Source organism: Methylobacterium sp. BI1, assembly GCF_056680125.1.
In genome coordinates, this window is record NZ_CM155267.1 from 4,545,395 (window position 1) to 4,562,759 (window position 17,365).

The following is a 17,365-nucleotide window of genomic DNA, read 5'->3' on the forward strand; positions in this document are numbered from 1 at the left end:
CCACTATAATCAAGGCGTTGGCCGAGAGGCTCGGCGAGGACGGGGATCCGGCGGTGCCGGAACGGCTTCGAGGCCCGAACGGTAACCCGTCAGCCCCGCTGCGGACCACGGGCTTTTGGACGCAAGGGCCCGAGGCTCGACAGGCCCTGGGTTTTGGCGGAAGCTCGGATTTCGGCCGGTGGCCGCGCCGGCCGTTCAGGCAGGGTTCTGGGGGAGCCGGGCACCGGCCTTCCCATTCGATTTTCATCCGACCCGGAGCGCCATCGCGGCGTGTGACGGCGGGCAGTGACCGGGCATAAGCGACCGCAGATGGCAGACGACCTGATCCGCTACGATCTTCTGGTGCAGGACGCGCTGCGCGGCGTGGTGCGCAAGGTGCTGACCGACGCGGCGCGCGAGGGGCTCGCGGGCGAGCACCACTTCTACGTCTCGTTCCGCACCGAGGCGCCGGGCGTGCGCATGTCGCAGCGCCTGCGCGAGAAATATCCGCAGGACATGACGATCGTGCTCCAGCACCAGTTCTGGGACCTCGGCGTCACCGAGCACACCTTCGAGGTCGGGCTCTCCTTCTCCGGGGTGCCCGAGCGCCTGCTCGTGCCCTTCGACGCCCTGACCGGGTTCTTCGACCCCTCCGTCCAGTTCGGCCTGAAGTTCGACCTCAGCGAGGGCAACGAGGCGGTCGCCCAGGAGGAGGAGGAGTCGGACGACGCGCCGGCCCTCGCCGGCAAGACCCCGCCCCGGGGCGCCGCGTCCGAGCCGACCGAGATCAAGCCGAAGGGCACGGGCCTCGCCACCATCGGCGGCGCCGTCCCCAAGATCGGCTCCGGTACCACCCCGGTGCCCGCCGCCGCCCAGGCCGCCAAGGGCGCCACGAAATCCGAGGACGAGTCCAAGCCCGCTTCCAAGAAGGCCGAGGACGGCAGCGAGACCAGCGCCGAGGTCGTCAGCCTCGACGCCTTCCGCAAGAAGAGCTGATCGAAGCGGCGTAACCCAGAACGCGTCCCCCTCCCCCTCGCGGGGAGAGGCGATGTGTGGGTGTGGCTCCGCCAGCCTCCCCAGGTCGAGGGTCGCCCAACCACCCCCACCTCCCGCTCCTCCCCACAAAGGGGAGGAGGGCTCTGTCGTGCCTCCCGTCCTCACCCCCGCGGGTTCACCGTCATGTGCAGCCCGTGCTCCGGGCGCAGCGTGACGCGGTGGAGCGGGACCACCGGGGCGTGGTCGTCGGCCAGGGTGAAGCGGGCGGCGCGGGCGATGTGGGCGAGCACCACCACCGCCTCCTGCAGCGAGAAGCTCTGGCCGATGCAGACGCGGGGGCCGGCCCCGAAGGGCAGGTAGGCGAAGCGCGGGATCGCGGCCCGGGCCTCGGGCAGGAAGCGCTCCGGCATGAAGGCGCCCGGCTCCTGCCACAGGGTCTTGTGGCGATGGAGCACGTAGGGCGCCACCATCACCAGCGATCCCTTGGGGATCTTGATGCGGCCGATCCGGTCCTCCGCGATGGCCTGCCGGCTCAGGAACGGCACCGGCGGGAAGAGCCGCATGGTCTCCTCCATCACGGCCTTGGTGTAGGGCAGCGCGTCGGCGTCGAAATCCTGGCACGCCGGCACGGCATCGACCTCCGCCTCGATCCGCGCCTGGGCGGCGGGGTCCTGCGACAGGCAGTAGAGGGCCCAGGTCAGGGCATTCGCCGTGGTCTCGTGGCCGGCGGCGATGAAGGTGACGATGTTGGCCTTCACCTCGAGGTCGGTGAGGCCCTTGCCGGTCTCGGGGTCCTGCGCCTTCAGGAGGAGGGTCAGCAGGTCGGCGGGCGCGGTCCCCTGCGCGATCAGGGCGCGGCGGCGGTCGATCAGCTCGTCCACCACCTCGGCGAAGAAGCGGATGGCGGGCCGCGCCCGCAGCCGGCCGATGCGGGGCACGAAGCCCGGCACCCCGAACACGTCGAGGGGGTCGATCGGCCCGACCGATTCGAGGAAGCGGGTGATCGCCCGGCCGAGGGCGTCGGGGTCGCTGGCGAGGCCGTGGGTGAAGATCGTCCGTTCCAGCACGTCGAGGGTGACGCGGGTCATCTCCAGGGCGACGTCGATGCGGGTGCCGTCGCGACGGGCCAGCCGGCGGGCGATGCGGGCGCCGGCGGCGTTCATCGGTGCGTTGAAGCCGAGCACGTGCCGGGCCGAGAAGATCGGCGCCAGGGTCCGGCGCTGCAGCTTCCACTCCTCGCCCTCGGCGGTGAGCAGCCCGTTGCCGAGGCCGGGGGCGAGGACCCGCCGCTGCAGGTCGTCCTTGCGGTAGTTGGCGGCGTTCTCGACGTAGAGGTAGCGGATCAGGGCCGGGTCGCTGACCACGGTGACGCGGCCGAGGGCGCCGTCGGCGGCCACCACCGGCTTCTCGAAATGCACGTCGAGCCAGGTCGTGAGCGGGTTGGCGCGGGCCGCCTTCAGGAAGCCGAACAGGCCCGGCTGCTCGCGCAGGGGCTTGGGGACCGCCGGCCGGAAGCGGACCGGCGCGGCGGGGTCGAGAGGGACTTCAACGCGGGCGGCGGCACTCGACATCGACGACAACTCCGGGCCCGGGCTGAGGGCTGATAAGCCATGACAATTCGGCGCCGGGCACACGGCCCGCTGGACATGCGCCATCGCACTTGGATCACGTGCGGTTTAAGTAGGGTCCGCTTGAACCAGACGAAGAGGCCACGATGTCGCCCACCGAGACGCCCGCCACCCGCACCGAGTCCGACACCTTCGGCCCGATCGAGGTCCCGGCGCATCGCTACTGGGGCGCGCAGACGCAGCGCTCGATCCAGAACTTCAAGATCGGCACGGAGAAGATGCCCGCGCCCCTCGTCCACGCCCTCGGCATGGTCAAGCAGGCGGCCGCCCTGGTGAACCAGGACCTCGGCGCCCTCGACCCGAAGGTGGCCCAGGCCGTCGCGGCCTCCGCGGCCGAGGTTGTCTCCGGCGAGCACGACCAGGAATTCCCCCTGGCGGTCTGGCAGACGGGCTCCGGCACCCAGTCGAACATGAACGCCAACGAGGTGATCGCCAGCCTTGCCAACGAGCTGCTCGGCGGCAAGCGCGGCGGCAAGTCGCCGGTCCATCCCAACGACCACGTCAATCGCGGCCAGTCCTCGAACGACGTCTTCCCGACGGCGATGCACATCGCGGTCTCGCGCGAGATCAACGACCGGCTGCTGCCCGCCCTGCACCACCTGCACGATGCGCTCCAGGCGAAGTCCGAGTCCTTCGCCTCCATCGTCAAGATCGGCCGCACCCACCTGCAGGACGCGACCCCGGTCTCCCTCGGCCAGGAATTCTCCGGCTACGTCGCCCAGGTGGCCCTGGGCACCGAGCGCGTGAAGGCGACGCTGCCGGGCGTGCTGGCGCTCGCCCAGGGCGGCACCGCGGTGGGCACCGGCCTCAACGCGCATCCCGAGTTCGCGGAGAAGTTCGCCGCCAAGGTCGCGGAGCTGACCGGCCTGCCCTTCACCTCGGCCGCCAACAAGTTCGAGGCCCTGGCCACCCACGACGCCCTGGTCTTCACGCAGGGCGCGCTGACCGCCCTGGCATCGGGCCTGTTCAAGATCGCCCAGGACATCCGCTTCCTCGGCTCCGGCCCGCGCTCGGGCCTCGGCGAACTCTCGCTGCCCGAGAACGAGCCCGGCTCGTCGATCATGCCCGGCAAGGTCAACCCGACCCAGTGCGAGGCCCTGACCATGGTCTGCGCCCAGGTCATCGGCAACGGCACCACGGTGAGCTTCGCCGGCAGCCAGGGCAACTTCGAGCTGAACGTGTTCAAGCCGGTGATCGCCAACGCGGTCCTGCAGTCGATCCGCATCCTCGCCGACGCGGCCGTGAGCTTCACCGACAACTGCGTCGTCGGCATCAAGGCCAACGAGGACAAGATCGCCGACCTGATGAGCCGCTCGCTCATGCTGGTGACCGCGCTCGCCCCCTCGATCGGCTACGACAAGGCCGCCGAGATCGCCAAGACCGCGCACAAAAACGGCACCACCCTCAAGGAGGAGGCCCTGCGCCTCGGCTACGTCACGGCCGACGAGTTCGAGCGCGTGGTGCGCCCGGAGACGATGCTGGCGCCCAGCGCCGAATAAGGGAGCCGACCGGCATGGCGGAGATCATCAACCTGCGCCAGGCCCGCAAGGCCAAGGCCCGCGACGCCAAGGAGGCGAAGGCGGCGGACAACCGCATCGCCTTCGGCCGCCCGAAGAAGGCCAGGACCCTGGCGGAGGCCAAGAAGGCCATCGAGGTCTCGCGCCACGAGGGCCACAAGCTGGTGGGCCCTGACTCGGAGGGGTGATGGGGATGGCCCTCTCGGGCCCTCCTCCAAACCGCTGCCGAGATCGCGTTTTCGAACATCGGCGCGACCCGGCCCTCCTCCCCCTTGTGGGGAGGAGATGGAGGTGGGGGTGGCTGGGCGACCCTCGACCGGTGGAGGCCGGCGGAACCACCCCCACGCCTAACCTCTCCCCACAAGGGGAAGAGAGACGCGCGGGTGAGTCTGGCGTGGGGCATTGGACATGAAGGTCCGGAGAGGATGACCGCCGGCATCACCAAGCGCTCGGTCATGATCGCCGGCCACCGGACCAGCGTGTCCCTGGAGGACCCGTTCTGGGAGGCCCTGCGGGAGATCGCGGCGGCCCGCGGCCAGTCCGTCCAGGCCCTGATCGGCGCCATCGATGCCGGCCGGGACGGCCAGAACCTCTCATCCGCCCTCCGGGTGTTCGTGCTGGCGGCGGTCCGGGACCGGGCCTGACGGTCGCGATGGGCCCGGGCGGCGAATGTGCTGCAGGCTGTACGAGGCCGGTGCGCCGAAGGTCCGGCGGAAGGCGTTCGCGAAATGCGCCTGGTCGGCGAAGGCCGCCTCGTGCGCGGCCCGGGTGAAATTGGCGCCGCACACGACGGCTTCGATGGCGCGGCGCATGCGCAGCCAGGCGCGATAGCGCCGGAACGGAACACCCATGGCGGCGCTGAACAGGTGCTGCATCCGGGAGGAGGACAGGGACGCCGCCGCAGCGAGCCGACCCGCGCTCATCCCGGCCTCCGGCCGGGCGCGCAGAGCGACGAGAATTTTGGCGATCCGCGGGTCGACCGGCTGATCGGCCCGCCGGGCCGCGAAGCCGGACAGGTCGGCGACGGCCGCGCCGGCCCAGTCGCAGGCGTCGCCGCGCTCGAACAGCGCGCGCAGGACGCCGATCTCCCCGCTCCCACCCACGAGGGCGGAACCGACCGTGTCGGCCGGCCCCATCAGCCCGGCGAGGGCCCGCGCCCCGGCATCGGGCTCGCAATAGAGGACGCCGATGGGATCGCCGCCGCACGCCAGCTCGTGCGGAATTCCGGCCGGGATGAAGGCCGTCCGGCAGCGGATCCAGTCCCCCGCCGCGAACCGGACCCGGAAGGCGCCATAGAGCCCCGCGAGGTAGACCGGTGCACCGTGCTGGTGACGGGCATTGTAGGCGAGCGGCCCGGCGAAGAGCGTATGCGCGCCCTCCACATGCCAGATCGGTCTGGGCGACGCGCCCGCCGGCGCAGCACGTTCCTTCAAGCGCGAAGCCCTCCCACCGCGATAGACCGCCGGGGACCGGTCCCGCGACCATCCTGACGGAACCGGGCCCCTCGGGAAACTCCCAGCGATGATCGACTTCACCCGCCGTCGTCTCGCCGCGACCCTGGTCGCCGGCCTCGCCCTGCCGCAGGCCGCGCTCGCCGGCATGCCGATGCGAACCCTGCCGACACCTTCCCCGCCGCCCCTGCCCGACGGGCTGCATCAGATCCGCCTCGGCGCCTTCACGGTGATCGCCCTGCGCGACGCCGACGCCATGATCGATGGCCCCTGGCCGATCGTGGGCGAGGACCGACCGCAGGCGGAGGTCGAGGCGCTGATGCGGGAGAACCGGCTGCCCCCGAACCGCTTCAAGCCGGGCTTCACGCCGATCCTGGTCCGGACCGGCCGCGAGACCGTCCTATTCGACACCGGCAACGGCGAGGTCGGCTTCATCCCGCGCCCTTCCGGCGGTCGGCTGGCGCAGCTCGTTCGGCAGGCCGGCCTGTCACCGGACGCGATCGACCTCGTGGTGCTGACCCATTGCCACACGGACCATATCGGCGGGCTCCTGGAAGCCGGGCAGCCTCTGTTTCCCAACGCCCGGTACGTGCTGGGCGACCGGGAATTCGCATTCTGGAAAGACGACGAACGCCTCGGCGCTCCGCCGGACGGAAATGCGTACGCCTCGGCGCGGGTGTTCCGCAGCCACCTGCTGCCCCTCGCCGAGCGCATCCGCCTCGTATCGCCGGGCCAGACGGTGGTGCCGGGCATCGACGCCGTGGCGGCCTTCGGCCACACGCCGGGCCACCTCGCCTTCCACCTGGAGAGCGAGGGGCAGCGCCTCCTGGTCTGGGGGGATTGCGCCCACCACGAGGTCGCCTCGCTGGCACGGCCCGACTGGCACGCCCTGTTCGACATGGACAAGGCGGCCGGTGCCGCGACCCGCCGGGCGATCTACGACATGGCGGCCACCGACCGCATTCTCGTCGCCGGCTATCACACCGCCTTCCCGTCGCTGGGCCACGTCACCCGCGACGGACTGGGATACCGCTGGATTCCGATGGCAGATCGGCCCGGGCGCTGACGCGCCCCTACTCCGCCGCCAGCAGCGTGCGCGCGGGCAGGCCCTCCAGGGCCGCCGGCTTCGGGCCGCCGGTCGCCCAGTCCAGCAGTTCCGCCGTGTGGACGATCGGGATCGCCGTGCCCTTCCCGATCTGGGTGGCGCAGCCGATGTTGCCGGTGGCGATGACGTCGGGGCGCATCCGCTCGATGTTGGCGACCTTCCGGTCCCGCAGGCGGTTCGCGATCTCGGGCTGGAGAATGTTGTAGGTGCCGGCCGAGCCGCAGCAGATGTGCCCCTCGGGCACGTCCTTCACGGTGAAGCCCGCCGTCTTCAGGAGGTTCTTCGGCTCGGTGCGGATGCCCTGGCCGTGCTGCATCGAGCAGGCCGAGTGGTAGGCGACCACGAGGTCGGTCTCGACGATCGGCGGCATCAAGCCGATGGTGGCCATGTACTCGGTCACGTCCTTGGCGATGGCGGAGACCCGCTTCGCCTTCTCCGCGTAGGCCGGGTCCTCGCGGAACATGAAGCCGTAATCCTTGATCGTCGTGCCGCACCCCGAGGCGGTGACGAGAATCGCGTCGAGCCCGGCGCCGTCCATCTCGGCGATCCAGGCGTCAATCGTGCGCTGGGCCTGGGCATGCGACGAATCCGCCTTGCCCATGTGATGGGTGAGCGCGCCGCAGCATCCCTCCCCCGCGGCCTGGACCACCTCGACCCCGTGCCGGGTGAGGAGTCGGATCGCCGCCTCGTTGAAATCGGGACGCAGCACGCTCTGGGCGCAACCGCGCAGCAGAGCCACGCGACCTCGACGCGACGGTGCGGTATACCCATGCAACGCCGCGCTCGCTTCCAGGGCCCGGGTCTCGGCCGGGAAGGTGCCGGGCCGGTCGGTCGGATTGCGGTTCGGCAGATGGGCCGGGGCGAGGTCGAGCATGGCCGCGAGGCGGTTTCCGACCCGCGGCAGGCGCGCCACCAGGGGCCGGAACGGGGCGCCGATCTTCGCCCCCAGGAGCGCCAGCCGGAAGCGGTTCGGGTAGGGCAGCACGAAGGCCAGCACGCTGCGGAGCAGCCGATCGCTCAACGGACGCCGATAGGTTTCCTCGATATAGGTCCGCGCATGGTCGACCAGATGCATGTAATGCACGCCCGACGGGCAAGTCGTCATGCAGGACAGGCAGGACAGGCAGCGGTCGACATGCTTGACGACTTCCGGCACCGCCGGCTTTCCGCCTTCCAGCATGTCCTTGATCAGGTAGATCCGCCCGCGCGGGGAATCGAGTTCATCACCGAGCAGGAGATAAGTCGGGCAGGTCGCGGTGCAGAACCCGCAATGCACGCAGGTCCGGAGGATCTTCTCGGACGCCGCCATGCTCGGATCGGCGAGCTGCGTCAGGCTGAAATTGGTCTGCACGGTGCGTCCTCGGGTCCACCCTCGTGCCGTCCATCGGGCCCGCCCGCGTCGGCATCGTCTTCTTGATCCCGTCTGTTTAGAGGGTCTCGCGCCGGTTGCCGAGCCTTGGAATCGCTCCGAACAGCGCGTGCGGCGCGACCTCGACCCGCACCGCCCCTCCCTCAGAGGCCGGCATACATCCGCCCCGGATTGAACAGACCGTGGGGATCATGCGCCGCCTTGATGCCCGCGGTGACCCGCATCAGGGGCTCGGCCAGCGGTTCGAAGACCGGCACGGCCGCCCGGACGGCATCGGGCGCCCGGACCAGGGTCGCGTGCCCGCCCTGTGCCCGTACGGCCGCCCGCACGACCTCCGCGCCGGCATCGCCGGAAGCCTCCGTCGCGAGCCAAATCAGCCCGCCGCCCCAGTCGTAGAACCAGCGGGCGTCGCGCCGGGCGCCGATCGCGGTGGTGACGGCGGCGCCGCGGGTCGGTGCCACGGAAATGCGCCAGACCGCGGCACTCCGCGGCTCCGCGAAGGCCGCGGCGTCGCGAATGCCGGCCCAGAGCGCGGTCCCCGCCTCGTCCTCGACGATCTCGGGCTGGCCGAAGCGCTTGAGAAGACGACGCAATTCGCCGAGGCGGTAATCGATCGACTCCGAGAACCCCTCGATCCGCATCAGCGTCCGCGCCGCGCCCCCCTCGATCCCGGCCGGCAGGTGGGCGGCGCCGGTCAACTCGAACGGCGAGCCGAGGGCCGCGCTCAGGGCCGCGATAGCGCGGGCATCGTCGAGGTCCGGAAACGCGAGCGTGGCGACCCGCTCCTGAACGGGCAGCACCTTGAACGTCACCTCCGTGAGAAGACCGAGGGTGCCCCAGGACCCGGCCATCAGCTTCACCAGGTCGAGGCCGGTGACGTTCTTCATCACCCGGCCGCCCGACTTGATCGCCTCGCCCCGACCGTTGATGAAGCGCACCCCGATGAGGCTGTCGCGGGCGGCGCCCGCGTTGATCCGGCGCGGTCCGGAGTTGTTGGCGGCCGCCACGGCCCCGAAGGTCGGTTCGCCGGTCGTGCCCATCAGGGGGCGATGGTCCATGGGCTCGAAGGGCAGCATCTGACCGCGCGCCGCGAGGAGGGCCTGGACCTCGGCCAGCGGCGTTCCGGCCCGGGCAGCGACCACCATCTCGGCGGGCTCGTAGAGCGTGATGCCGCTGAGGCCCACGCTGGAGAGCGTCGCCTCGTCCTGGGCCGGTCGGCCGATCCCGGCCTTGGTCGCTCCGCCGACGAGGCGAAGCCGCTCCGGGCTGCCGACCGCTGCGCGGACGATCTCGGCCGCGGCGCCCTCGTCGTGAGGCTCATATGTACGCATCGTTTCCTGCCCGATCCGGGGCACTCTGCGGCGCCCTCGATCCTGTTCCTGTGGCAACACCTTAGAGGAGGTTCGTGCCGATGGCATCTGGTCCGGATCGGCTATTCGGCAGGCGCGGTTTCCGATGGCGCGCGGCTGAAACGTGCCGCCACATGACCGCGCAAGCCTGCGATGTCGAACAGCCAGACGAGCGCGCCATAGATCACGATGCCGAGGGGCACGGACAGCAGCAGCGCCCTGGTCGGCTCGATATGGCGCAGGGGCAAGAGGCAGAGCGCCATGGCGAGGGACGCGACGCCGGCCGCCAGGATCTCCCACCAGGGCAGGTGCAGGCGCTCGGGACCGGTGAGGGCACGCCAAGCCAGGATGAGGGTGGCGGCCCCGAGGCCGACGGTCTGGGCGATCGCGACGCCCTCGGGACCGTACCGGGACGGCAGCAGCCACAACCCGAGCCCGTTCAGGGCGAGCCCCACCAGGGCGGCGGCGATGACCGGGCGCGTGCGCCGGCGAATCTGGAAGATCGGGTTGAGGGCGAAGTTGGTCATCGCGAGGCAGAAGAAACCCGGCACCATCAGCCCCGCATAGGCGGCGAAGGGACCGCGATAGGCCTCCGGCACGACCAGTGCCTCGAGCGCAGGCAGCACCGCCCAGAACCCGACGGCGCAAGGCAGCAGCAGCGCCACCACAACGCCGATGTTGAGACCGACTTGGCGTTCGGCCGCGGCACGCCCCTGTTCCTCCTCGACCCGGACCGCGAGTTGGAAGAGCAGCAGGTCAAGCGCGGTCCCGAGGGTACCGATGCTCCGGGTGGTCACGTCGGCAGCCAGGGCGAAGTAGCCCGCCTCGGCAAGGCCCGCATGCGCCGCGATGCTGCCCCGGTTGAGGAACGGCAGGAGCTGGTAGATCGCATTGGCGGCGATGAGAGGGAGACCGTAGGCGACGAAGAGCCGCCAGGCCTCCCGCAGCTTCAGCCGGACGCGGGGGGCGACCGGGTCGCGCAGCGGCCGATGCAGCAGCAGGATCGCGAAGGCTTGGCTGATCCCGGCCGCCGTCAGGACCCAGACGGGCTGGGGGGAGAACCAGGCGGCACCCGCCATCAGCACGAAGGCAAGACCGTTCTTGACCGCCACGAGATTGAAATAGAGCCGACCGTCGAATCGCGCCCGGGCGAGCGCCGCGTGGTAGTCGAACACGCCGATGCCGAGAGCGGCCATCGCGGCACCGGCGGTGATCGCGAAGCGGCTTCCCGCGCTGGGCTCGATGGTGAATCCGAGGCCCGCACAGATCACGGCCGCGACGAAGAGGAAAAGGGTCAGGATCAGGTAGGCATGGTCCAGTCCCTGGCGAATCCAAGGCTCCTCGATCCGGACACGACCAGAATAGAAGCGCGTCGCCGAGAGACGCAGCCACTCGAACAAGACGGTGTTGGCCACAATCGCACCCGCCGTCGCCAGAGCGAACAGGCCGAACTCGGCCGGGCCCAGCAGCTTGGCGATGAGGAGACCGAGGACGAAGTTCAGGCCGGCATTGAGGACGAAGGCAGCGATCACGGCCATGGCGCGGACAGGTCATCCTCGGATACCGGCGACACGGGGCATCGCCGCGCTAAGCTCTAGCGCAGGGCGCCCAACATTCCGTCAACCGGTCACAACCAGCCCCGGATGCGGAAGAAAACGATCGGAATGATGGCGCTGATCAAGATGAGCGCCAAGCCGTAGGGATAGCCGTAGACCCATTCGAGTTCGGGCATGTGCTTGAAGTTCATGCCGTACATCGAGGCGATCAGGGTCGGCGGGATACCGACCACCGACGCCACGGTGAGAACCCGGAAGGTGTTGTTCTGCTCGATGCTGATCAGGCCGAGGGTTGCATCGAGAAGGAACTGGACGTTTTCCGATAGCCGAATCTCGAACTCGTCGAGGGAGGCGATGTCGCGCCGCACGGCCTCGAAGCGCGGCACTTGTTCCTCGCCGAGGATGTGCTCGCACTCATTGGCGACGAAGGGCACGATCCGCTCCAAGCCGAGGAGGCTAGAACGGATCTTGCCAAGGGTCTTTCCGCGGCGCCCGATGCCGCGCAGGATTCGGCGCAGCGCCAGGTCACGCCGACGCGGCGTCTGGTTGCGCAGCTTGGCGTCCCCTGCCGGCGCACCGCTGCGGACGTCGAAATCGAAGATCCGCGTAGACAACTCGTCGAGGTCGGCGCCCATGTCCTCGAGGGAATCTGCCAGGCTGTCGACCAGCTCCTCCATCAGGAGAAGAAAGATCTCGGTGGAGGTGGTGCCCGGCCCGTCGCCGGTGTCGATGCGTTTCTTGACCTCCGCGAAGGCCCGCAATTCGTGGAAGCGCACGGTCACGAGGCGATCCCGGGTGAGCACGAAGCCCAATGGCTTCAGCTGCGTGTCGAGCTTGTCGAAGGTGACCATCGGCGTCGAGAGGGAGAATCCGGTCTTCAGGCGCCTCAGGCGGCTCGAATTCTCGACCTCGCTGAGGGCCTTGCGCGAAGGCACCCGGATGCCGGTGCAGGCCTCGACCCGTTCGGCCTCCTCGGCGCTCGGATCATCGAGATCGATCCATACGACTTCCGACGGGTAGGCTGTCGCGGGCGCCTGCACGTCGGGCTCGACCGCGCCCTGCGGACCATGAAGCTTGATCATCCGCGAAGGACTTTCCGTCGGCGTGTGGATTCGGGGGATGATCCTGTCGCCGGATCGTCGTCGGAGCCTGCGACAGTCTTGACTCGTAGGGCTTCCGCGCCTAACTCGGCGCCATCGTTAGCACTCACCCGAGGCGAGTGCTAACGGCCTGGGTTGAGCGCGCTGCCGCGCCGCATCAACGCCATCCACGAATTTGAAGCAAGAGGGCAGCTCATGAAGTTCCGTCCGCTGCACGACCGTGTCGTCGTCCGCCGCATCGAAGGCGAAGAGAAGACCAAGGGCGGCATCATCATCCCGGACACCGCCAAGGAGAAGCCGCAAGAGGGCGAGATCGTCGCCGTCGGACCCGGCGCCCGTGACGAGGCCGGCCGCGTGAACCCGCTCGACGTCAAGGCCGGTGATCGTGTCCTGTTCGGCAAGTGGTCCGGCACCGAGGTCAAGATCGACGGTCAGGACCTCCTGATCATGAAGGAATCCGACATCATGGGCGTCGTCGCCTAAGTCGGTTTTCCGGTTCTCCTCCCTTTCACGAGCCCTTCGAGGGCGCCATCCGGCGCCTCGGGGCCCATCACTGACAAGGATCTGACATGGCAGCGAAAGAAGTCCGCTTCGCCTCCGACGCCCGCGAGAAGATGCTCCGTGGCGTCGACATCCTCGCCGACGCGGTGAAGGTCACGCTCGGCCCCAAGGGCCGCAACGTCGTCATCGAGAAGTCGTTCGGTGCGCCGCGCATCACCAAGGACGGCGTCACCGTCGCCAAGGAGATCGAGCTCGCCGACAAGTTCGAGAACATGGGCGCCCAGATGGTGCGCGAAGTTGCCTCGAAGACCAACGACATCGCGGGTGACGGCACCACCACCGCCACCGTGCTGGCCCAGGCCATCGTCCGTGAAGGCGCCAAGTACGTCGCCGCCGGCATGAACCCGATGGACCTCAAGCGCGGCATCGACCTCGCCACCACCGCCGCCGTGAAGGACATCACCGGCCGCGCCAAGAAGGTCGCCTCTTCCGAGGAAGTCGCCCAGGTTGGCACCATCTCGGCCAATGGCGACAAGGAAATCGGCGAGATGATCGCCCATGCCATGCAGAAGGTCGGCAACGAGGGTGTCATCACCGTCGAGGAGGCCAAGACGGCCGAGACCGAACTCGACGTCGTCGAAGGCATGCAGTTCGACCGCGGTTACCTCTCCCCGTACTTCATCACGAACGCGGAGAAGATGGTCGCCGAGCTCGAGGACCCCTACATCCTCATCCACGAGAAGAAGCTGTCCTCGCTCCAGGCGATGCTGCCGGTTCTCGAGGCCGTGGTGCAGACCGGCAAGCCGCTCGTCATCATCGCCGAGGACATTGAGGGTGAAGCGCTCGCCACGCTCGTCGTGAACAAGCTGCGCGGCGGCCTGAAGGTCGCGGCCGTGAAGGCTCCGGGCTTCGGCGATCGTCGCAAGGCGATGCTCGAGGACATCGCGATCCTGACCCAGGGTCAGATGATCGCCGAGGACCTCGGCATCAAGCTCGAGAACGTTACCCTCCCGATGCTCGGCCGCGCCAAGCGCATCCGCATCGAGAAGGAGACCACGACGATCATCGACGGTCTCGGCGAGAAGTCGGACATCGAGGCTCGCGTCGGCCAGATCAAGGCGCAGATTGAGGAGACCACCTCGGACTACGACCGTGAGAAGCTCCAGGAGCGCCTGGCCAAGCTCGCCGGCGGCGTCGCGGTCATCCGCGTCGGCGGCGCGACCGAGGTCGAGGTCAAGGAGAAGAAGGACCGCGTCGACGACGCGCTCAACGCCACCCGCGCTGCGGTGGAAGAGGGCATCGTCCCCGGCGGCGGTACCGCTCTCCTTCGTGCCCGCGAGGCCGTCCGCGCCCTCAAGAGCGACAACCCGGACGTCCAGGCCGGCATCAAGATCGTGCTGAAGGCCCTTGAGGCCCCGATCCGCCAGATCGCCGCCAATTCCGGCGTCGAAGGCTCGATCGTGGTCGGCAAGATCACCGACAACACCTCCTCGATCACCTTCGGCTTCAACGCCCAGACCGAAGAGTACGTCGACATGATCCAGGCCGGCATCGTCGATCCGGCCAAGGTCGTGCGCACCGCCCTGCAGGACGCCGCCTCCATCGCCGGCCTCCTCGTCACCACCGAAGCCATGATCGCCGATGCTCCGAAGAAGGACAGCGGCGCCCCGGCGATGCCGGGCGGCGGCGGCATGGGCGGCATGGACTTCTAAGAAGTCCGAACCGCACCGGATCGGTATGGGGGTCGCCGCAAGGCGGCCCCTTTTTTCATTTGCAGCACAACCTGCGGCGGCTCGCCGGCCAAGATTGCAGCACGATTGCCGGAGGCGGGTCAGGTGCGCTTTTTCTTGCCCCGCGCCGCCTTGGCCTTAGCCGCAAGCGTTTCGACCCTCTCGCTTCCGTCGTGATCCTTGCGGTCCCAGGATGCCGTGAAGGCAGGAGATCCGAGCGCGCGAGCGACGCGCCGGGACTCAGCGGCGGATCCGGATCGGCGCTGCGGAGGCGCCTTCGCTCTGACGGCGGGCTCGGCACCGGCAGCGAGATCGGCCAGGCGGCGTCTCAGCCAATCGGCTTTTGCGAGCTTCGCCTCGGCGTGATGCTGGTCGAGGCGTCCAATCAACGTCCGCGCCTCGGCCTCGCTGAGGCCATCGACGATGAGAACGTAGGTTTCGGCGCCTAGGCACCTGCGCACACGCCGCAGGCCATCGATCGTCAGATTCTTGACCTTCAATTGCTTCACCACCAGGGTTCGGACGGTCCTGGCGAGGTCCGCCCGAATATCCGGAAAGACCTCCGGCGAACGCGCGATCGCCCCGAGGGCTACGAAACCATCCACATCAAGCGCCATCGAAGACCCCTTTAACTTCCGCGACCAGCGGGATGAGGATGGTGGAGACATGGATGCCGTACTTGGCCGAGAACGTGGGCGTATCCCGGCGTGGCATGAGCGCTCCGGCCAGCGCCGCGGACTGGGGAATGCGCGTAGCGAGGAGGCGGAACCCCGCGTCCTCGGCGCTCGCTTCCGCTTGGAGTCGTGCCAGCGTGTGCTGATGCTGGCGAACCTGCGGCTGATACCGTGTCACCAGGACGTGCGGCAGACGCGCGGGTACGACCGCGTCGTACCCTCGATCCCTGTCGCCCCATACCGTTTGAATGAATGCATCGAGCCCATAGGTCGAGAGATAGTCCGGGATCGACGTGACGATGACGAGGTCAGCCCGCCGGATGGCGATCTCGGTCAGCGGAGAGATGCCCGGTGCGCAATCAAAGAGAATGTAGTCATAGCGCTCCGAGAGCGGGACGAACTCGTCCTCGAAGATCGTCCGGAGCTTTCCGTCGATGGCGCGCATGGAGAAGTTGCGCGCCGTGAGTTCGTAGAGGATCTCGCGCTCGACCAATCGAAGGTAGGGACCGGCCGGGAGTAGTGCGAGCGCCAACGGCTCGTTTCCGTGCATCGTGACGCTGACCTGATCCCGGACGCGGGGTGCCAGGCGTGGCTTCTCTCGGCTCACGAGCTTGAGGGCGAGATAAGCCTCCAGCGTTCGGCCCCGGGTGATCATTTCGGCCAGGACCGTTTCCCCGGCGAGGCAGACCGAGACGCTTGCCTGCGGATCGAGGTCGATGACCAGCACCGAAGCTCCGTCCGCGGCCAATGCCTCGGCCAACATGACCACCGTCGTGGTCTTGCCCACGCCGCCCTTCATGTTCGCTACGGCGATCAGCCGGCCGTGCATCCGTGGCCGGCGCGCGGTTTCGCTCATGCCCGTTCCCCCCAAAGTCGTTTCCCGTCGCCAGCGGTCGGGACGGCGCGCCGCAAATCGGGGGATCGAACGCACCGGACGCGCGAATCATGCGAGCGGCGCAGTTCGATGCGTCGAACGTCAACGACCGACAGGCATCCCCCATCGGTCACGGCAACGCACGGTTGTCAGGAGGGAGCAATATCGGCGTAGCAAAGCGAGGAGGGTTTGCGATCTCGCCGCATCGTCAGTCTCACGCTCATGCCGCCTGCGATCTTCGCCGGGCATGGAGGGTCAGCCGACGCGACCAGACAGTCGCCGAGGCCTGAGCTTCTCGATGCGCGAACTGTCCGTCCTGCTGCTGGGATTGCGAGGCACGGTGCACTACCGATCGAGCGGCGGGCCCCAGTCCCTCAAGACCAGGGCAAACGTGGGTTCGGGGCGGCTTTAGCGGCCGAAGATGCCTTTGAGGAACTGGGCAGTCCGGTTGCGCTTCTTCTTACGCTCGAGCTCATTGGCATCCTTGACCCAGGCGACCTGGACCACCCGACGCTCGCCCTCGAACGGCTCATGGCCGTGCCAGGAATTGTCGGCGCGCAGGAAGGCGAACATGGTGCCCATGGTGGGCGGTACCTCGACGGCGAAGGGCTCGTAGTTCTTGCCGTCGTACAGCACCCGCAGGCGGCCGGCGGCCGGGGCGTCCCAGGCGTCGTTCATGTAGATCAGCATCGTCATCACCTTGGATGGGCCATCGGTGTGGATCGAGCCGTATTTCAGCTGACTGCGCTTCATGATGGTGGTGAGGCGCGGGCAGGAGACCAAGTCGATGCCGAACTTCTCGCCCATGATGCGCGAGAACGCGTCGCTCTCCAGTTCGTCGATCAACGCCTTGAACCGGCCCTTGAGGGCGACCTCGTCGACCGTGAGATACCCGGGCTTGGCGATCGCGGGAAAATCCTGGCGGATCTCGTCCACCGCCTCGGGCTTGAGCACGTCGTTGCCGAGGAAGAAGCTGTAGGGCTCTCGCGAGACCGGAGCGGCCCGCACGGCATCAAGGTTGAGGATCGACAATCCCGTCATGGCTTCGACGTTCGTCCGTTCGGGCACACCGGGCCGGGTCCGGGCGGGTGCGCGCTGGGTGGGAGCGCCGCTGCAATGGCGCAATCCCGGTGGATAGAGCGTCCGATTGCGGCAAGCGAACGGCAAGCCCTTTCCGCGCCAGTCGGAAACTGCCATGCTTGACCGTGTCGAAACTGAAAAGTGGCGCCGAGTATCGTGACGAGACGCCTCGCACTCGCCGTCTGCGTCGCCCTGGCGACGCCGGCCGGTGCCCAAAGCCCCCTCTCGACGACCCAGCGCATGACCTGTGCCGATGCGATGGCTCTGGTGAAGAGCCGAGGCTCGGTCGCGATCAGTTCCGGTGGAGCGCCGGAGCGTTTCGTGCGCGACCGGGGCCAGTGCAATCTCACCGAAATCGCCGAACTTCGCTTCGTACCCACCCGCGACAATCCCGAATGTCCCATCGGCTATCGCTGTCGCGAGCCGGAATTCGGCGACTGGGACTGGTGAGACGAC

Annotated in this window: 17 protein-coding genes; 8 read left to right on the plus strand and 9 right to left on the minus strand. The window is 68.6% G+C overall.

Going from position 1 to position 17,365, the window contains the following annotated elements:
- The first annotated feature begins 309 nt into the window (after positions 1-309).
- The gene (locus tag AC1MGR_RS21480; RefSeq protein WP_480232878.1) at positions 310-975 is read left to right on the plus strand and encodes an SspB family protein; all 666 of its coding nucleotides are present in this window, start codon (positions 310-312) and stop codon (positions 973-975) included.
- A gap of 161 nt (positions 976-1,136) precedes the next feature.
- Here AC1MGR_RS21480 and AC1MGR_RS21485 read toward each other — a convergent pair whose 3' ends face one another.
- Positions 1,137-2,546, minus strand: coding sequence for a cytochrome P450 (locus tag AC1MGR_RS21485; protein ID WP_480232879.1), 1,410 nt, complete (start codon positions 2,544-2,546; stop codon positions 1,137-1,139).
- A gap of 143 nt (positions 2,547-2,689) precedes the next feature.
- On the opposite strand from AC1MGR_RS21485, the gene fumC reads away from it, so the two are divergent.
- From fumC to AC1MGR_RS21500, 3 genes are all read left to right on the plus strand, one after another.
- The gene (gene fumC, locus AC1MGR_RS21490) at positions 2,690-4,102 is read left to right on the plus strand and encodes a class II fumarate hydratase (protein WP_480232880.1); all 1,413 of its coding nucleotides are present in this window, start codon (positions 2,690-2,692) and stop codon (positions 4,100-4,102) included.
- A gap of 14 nt (positions 4,103-4,116) precedes the next feature.
- Positions 4,117-4,308, plus strand: coding sequence for a DUF4169 family protein (locus tag AC1MGR_RS21495; RefSeq protein ID WP_108034842.1), 192 nt, complete (start codon positions 4,117-4,119; stop codon positions 4,306-4,308).
- Between the two features lie 237 nt (positions 4,309-4,545).
- Entirely contained in the window at positions 4,546-4,764 is a 219-nt protein-coding gene (locus tag AC1MGR_RS21500; protein ID WP_108034841.1) for a ribbon-helix-helix domain-containing protein, read from the plus strand.
- Here the strand turns inward: AC1MGR_RS21500 and AC1MGR_RS21505 are convergent.
- Positions 4,714-5,553, minus strand: coding sequence for an AraC family transcriptional regulator (locus AC1MGR_RS21505; protein WP_480232881.1), 840 nt, complete (start codon positions 5,551-5,553; stop codon positions 4,714-4,716). The genes AC1MGR_RS21500 and AC1MGR_RS21505 overlap by 51 nt on opposite strands.
- Before the next feature lie 88 nt (positions 5,554-5,641).
- Between AC1MGR_RS21505 and AC1MGR_RS21510 the strand changes: the two genes are divergently transcribed.
- Positions 5,642-6,637 carry an MBL fold metallo-hydrolase gene (locus tag AC1MGR_RS21510; RefSeq protein WP_480232882.1) on the plus strand — a complete coding sequence of 332 codons (996 nt, stop codon included), beginning with the start codon at positions 5,642-5,644 and terminating at the stop codon, positions 6,635-6,637.
- 7 nt (positions 6,638-6,644) lie between these two features.
- Here the strand turns inward: AC1MGR_RS21510 and AC1MGR_RS21515 are convergent, their stop codons facing one another.
- From AC1MGR_RS21515 to AC1MGR_RS21530, 4 genes are all read right to left on the minus strand, one after another.
- Positions 6,645-8,027, minus strand: coding sequence for a heterodisulfide reductase-related iron-sulfur binding cluster (locus tag AC1MGR_RS21515; RefSeq protein ID WP_480232883.1), 1,383 nt, complete (start codon positions 8,025-8,027; stop codon positions 6,645-6,647).
- 161 nt (positions 8,028-8,188) lie between these two features.
- Positions 8,189-9,376, minus strand: coding sequence for a glycolate oxidase subunit GlcE (gene glcE, locus AC1MGR_RS21520; protein WP_480232884.1), 1,188 nt, complete (start codon positions 9,374-9,376; stop codon positions 8,189-8,191).
- Between the two features lie 101 nt (positions 9,377-9,477).
- On the minus strand, positions 9,478-10,932 hold the full coding sequence (locus AC1MGR_RS21525; protein WP_480232885.1) for a lipopolysaccharide biosynthesis protein: 1,455 nt from the start codon (positions 10,930-10,932) through the stop codon (positions 9,478-9,480).
- Between the two features lie 89 nt (positions 10,933-11,021).
- Entirely contained in the window at positions 11,022-12,032 is a 1,011-nt protein-coding gene (locus AC1MGR_RS21530) for a magnesium transporter CorA family protein (RefSeq protein WP_480232886.1), read from the minus strand.
- Positions 12,033-12,245: 213 nt separating this feature from the next.
- On the opposite strand from AC1MGR_RS21530, the gene groES reads away from it, so the two are divergent.
- Positions 12,246-12,533 carry a co-chaperone GroES gene (gene groES, locus AC1MGR_RS21535; protein WP_018042554.1) on the plus strand — a complete coding sequence of 96 codons (288 nt, stop codon included), beginning with the start codon at positions 12,246-12,248 and terminating at the stop codon, positions 12,531-12,533.
- Positions 12,534-12,619: 86 nt separating this feature from the next.
- Positions 12,620-14,263: a chaperonin GroEL gene (gene groL / locus AC1MGR_RS21540; RefSeq protein WP_108034834.1), complete on the plus strand. Its 1,644-nt coding sequence runs from the start codon at positions 12,620-12,622 to the stop codon at positions 14,261-14,263.
- Positions 14,264-14,382: 119 nt separating this feature from the next.
- Here groL and AC1MGR_RS21545 read toward each other — a convergent pair whose 3' ends face one another.
- From AC1MGR_RS21545 to AC1MGR_RS21555, 3 genes are all read right to left on the minus strand, one after another.
- Positions 14,383-14,898 (minus strand): hypothetical protein, encoded by a 516-nt coding sequence (locus AC1MGR_RS21545; RefSeq protein ID WP_480232887.1) that lies wholly within the window; start codon positions 14,896-14,898, stop codon positions 14,383-14,385.
- Positions 14,888-15,811: a ParA family protein gene (locus AC1MGR_RS21550; protein ID WP_480232888.1), complete on the minus strand. Its 924-nt coding sequence runs from the start codon at positions 15,809-15,811 to the stop codon at positions 14,888-14,890. The genes AC1MGR_RS21545 and AC1MGR_RS21550 overlap by 11 nt, the downstream gene beginning before the upstream one ends.
- Before the next feature lie 426 nt (positions 15,812-16,237).
- A complete protein-coding gene (locus AC1MGR_RS21555; RefSeq protein ID WP_055956504.1) occupies positions 16,238-16,870 on the minus strand; it encodes a 2OG-Fe(II) oxygenase in 633 nt (210 codons plus the stop codon).
- A 195-nt stretch (positions 16,871-17,065) separates the two neighbouring features.
- Here AC1MGR_RS21555 and AC1MGR_RS21560 point away from each other — a divergent pair, with 195 nt between their 5' ends.
- Positions 17,066-17,359: a hypothetical protein gene (locus AC1MGR_RS21560; RefSeq protein ID WP_480232889.1), complete on the plus strand. Its 294-nt coding sequence runs from the start codon at positions 17,066-17,068 to the stop codon at positions 17,357-17,359.
- Positions 17,360-17,365 lie beyond the last annotated feature (6 nt).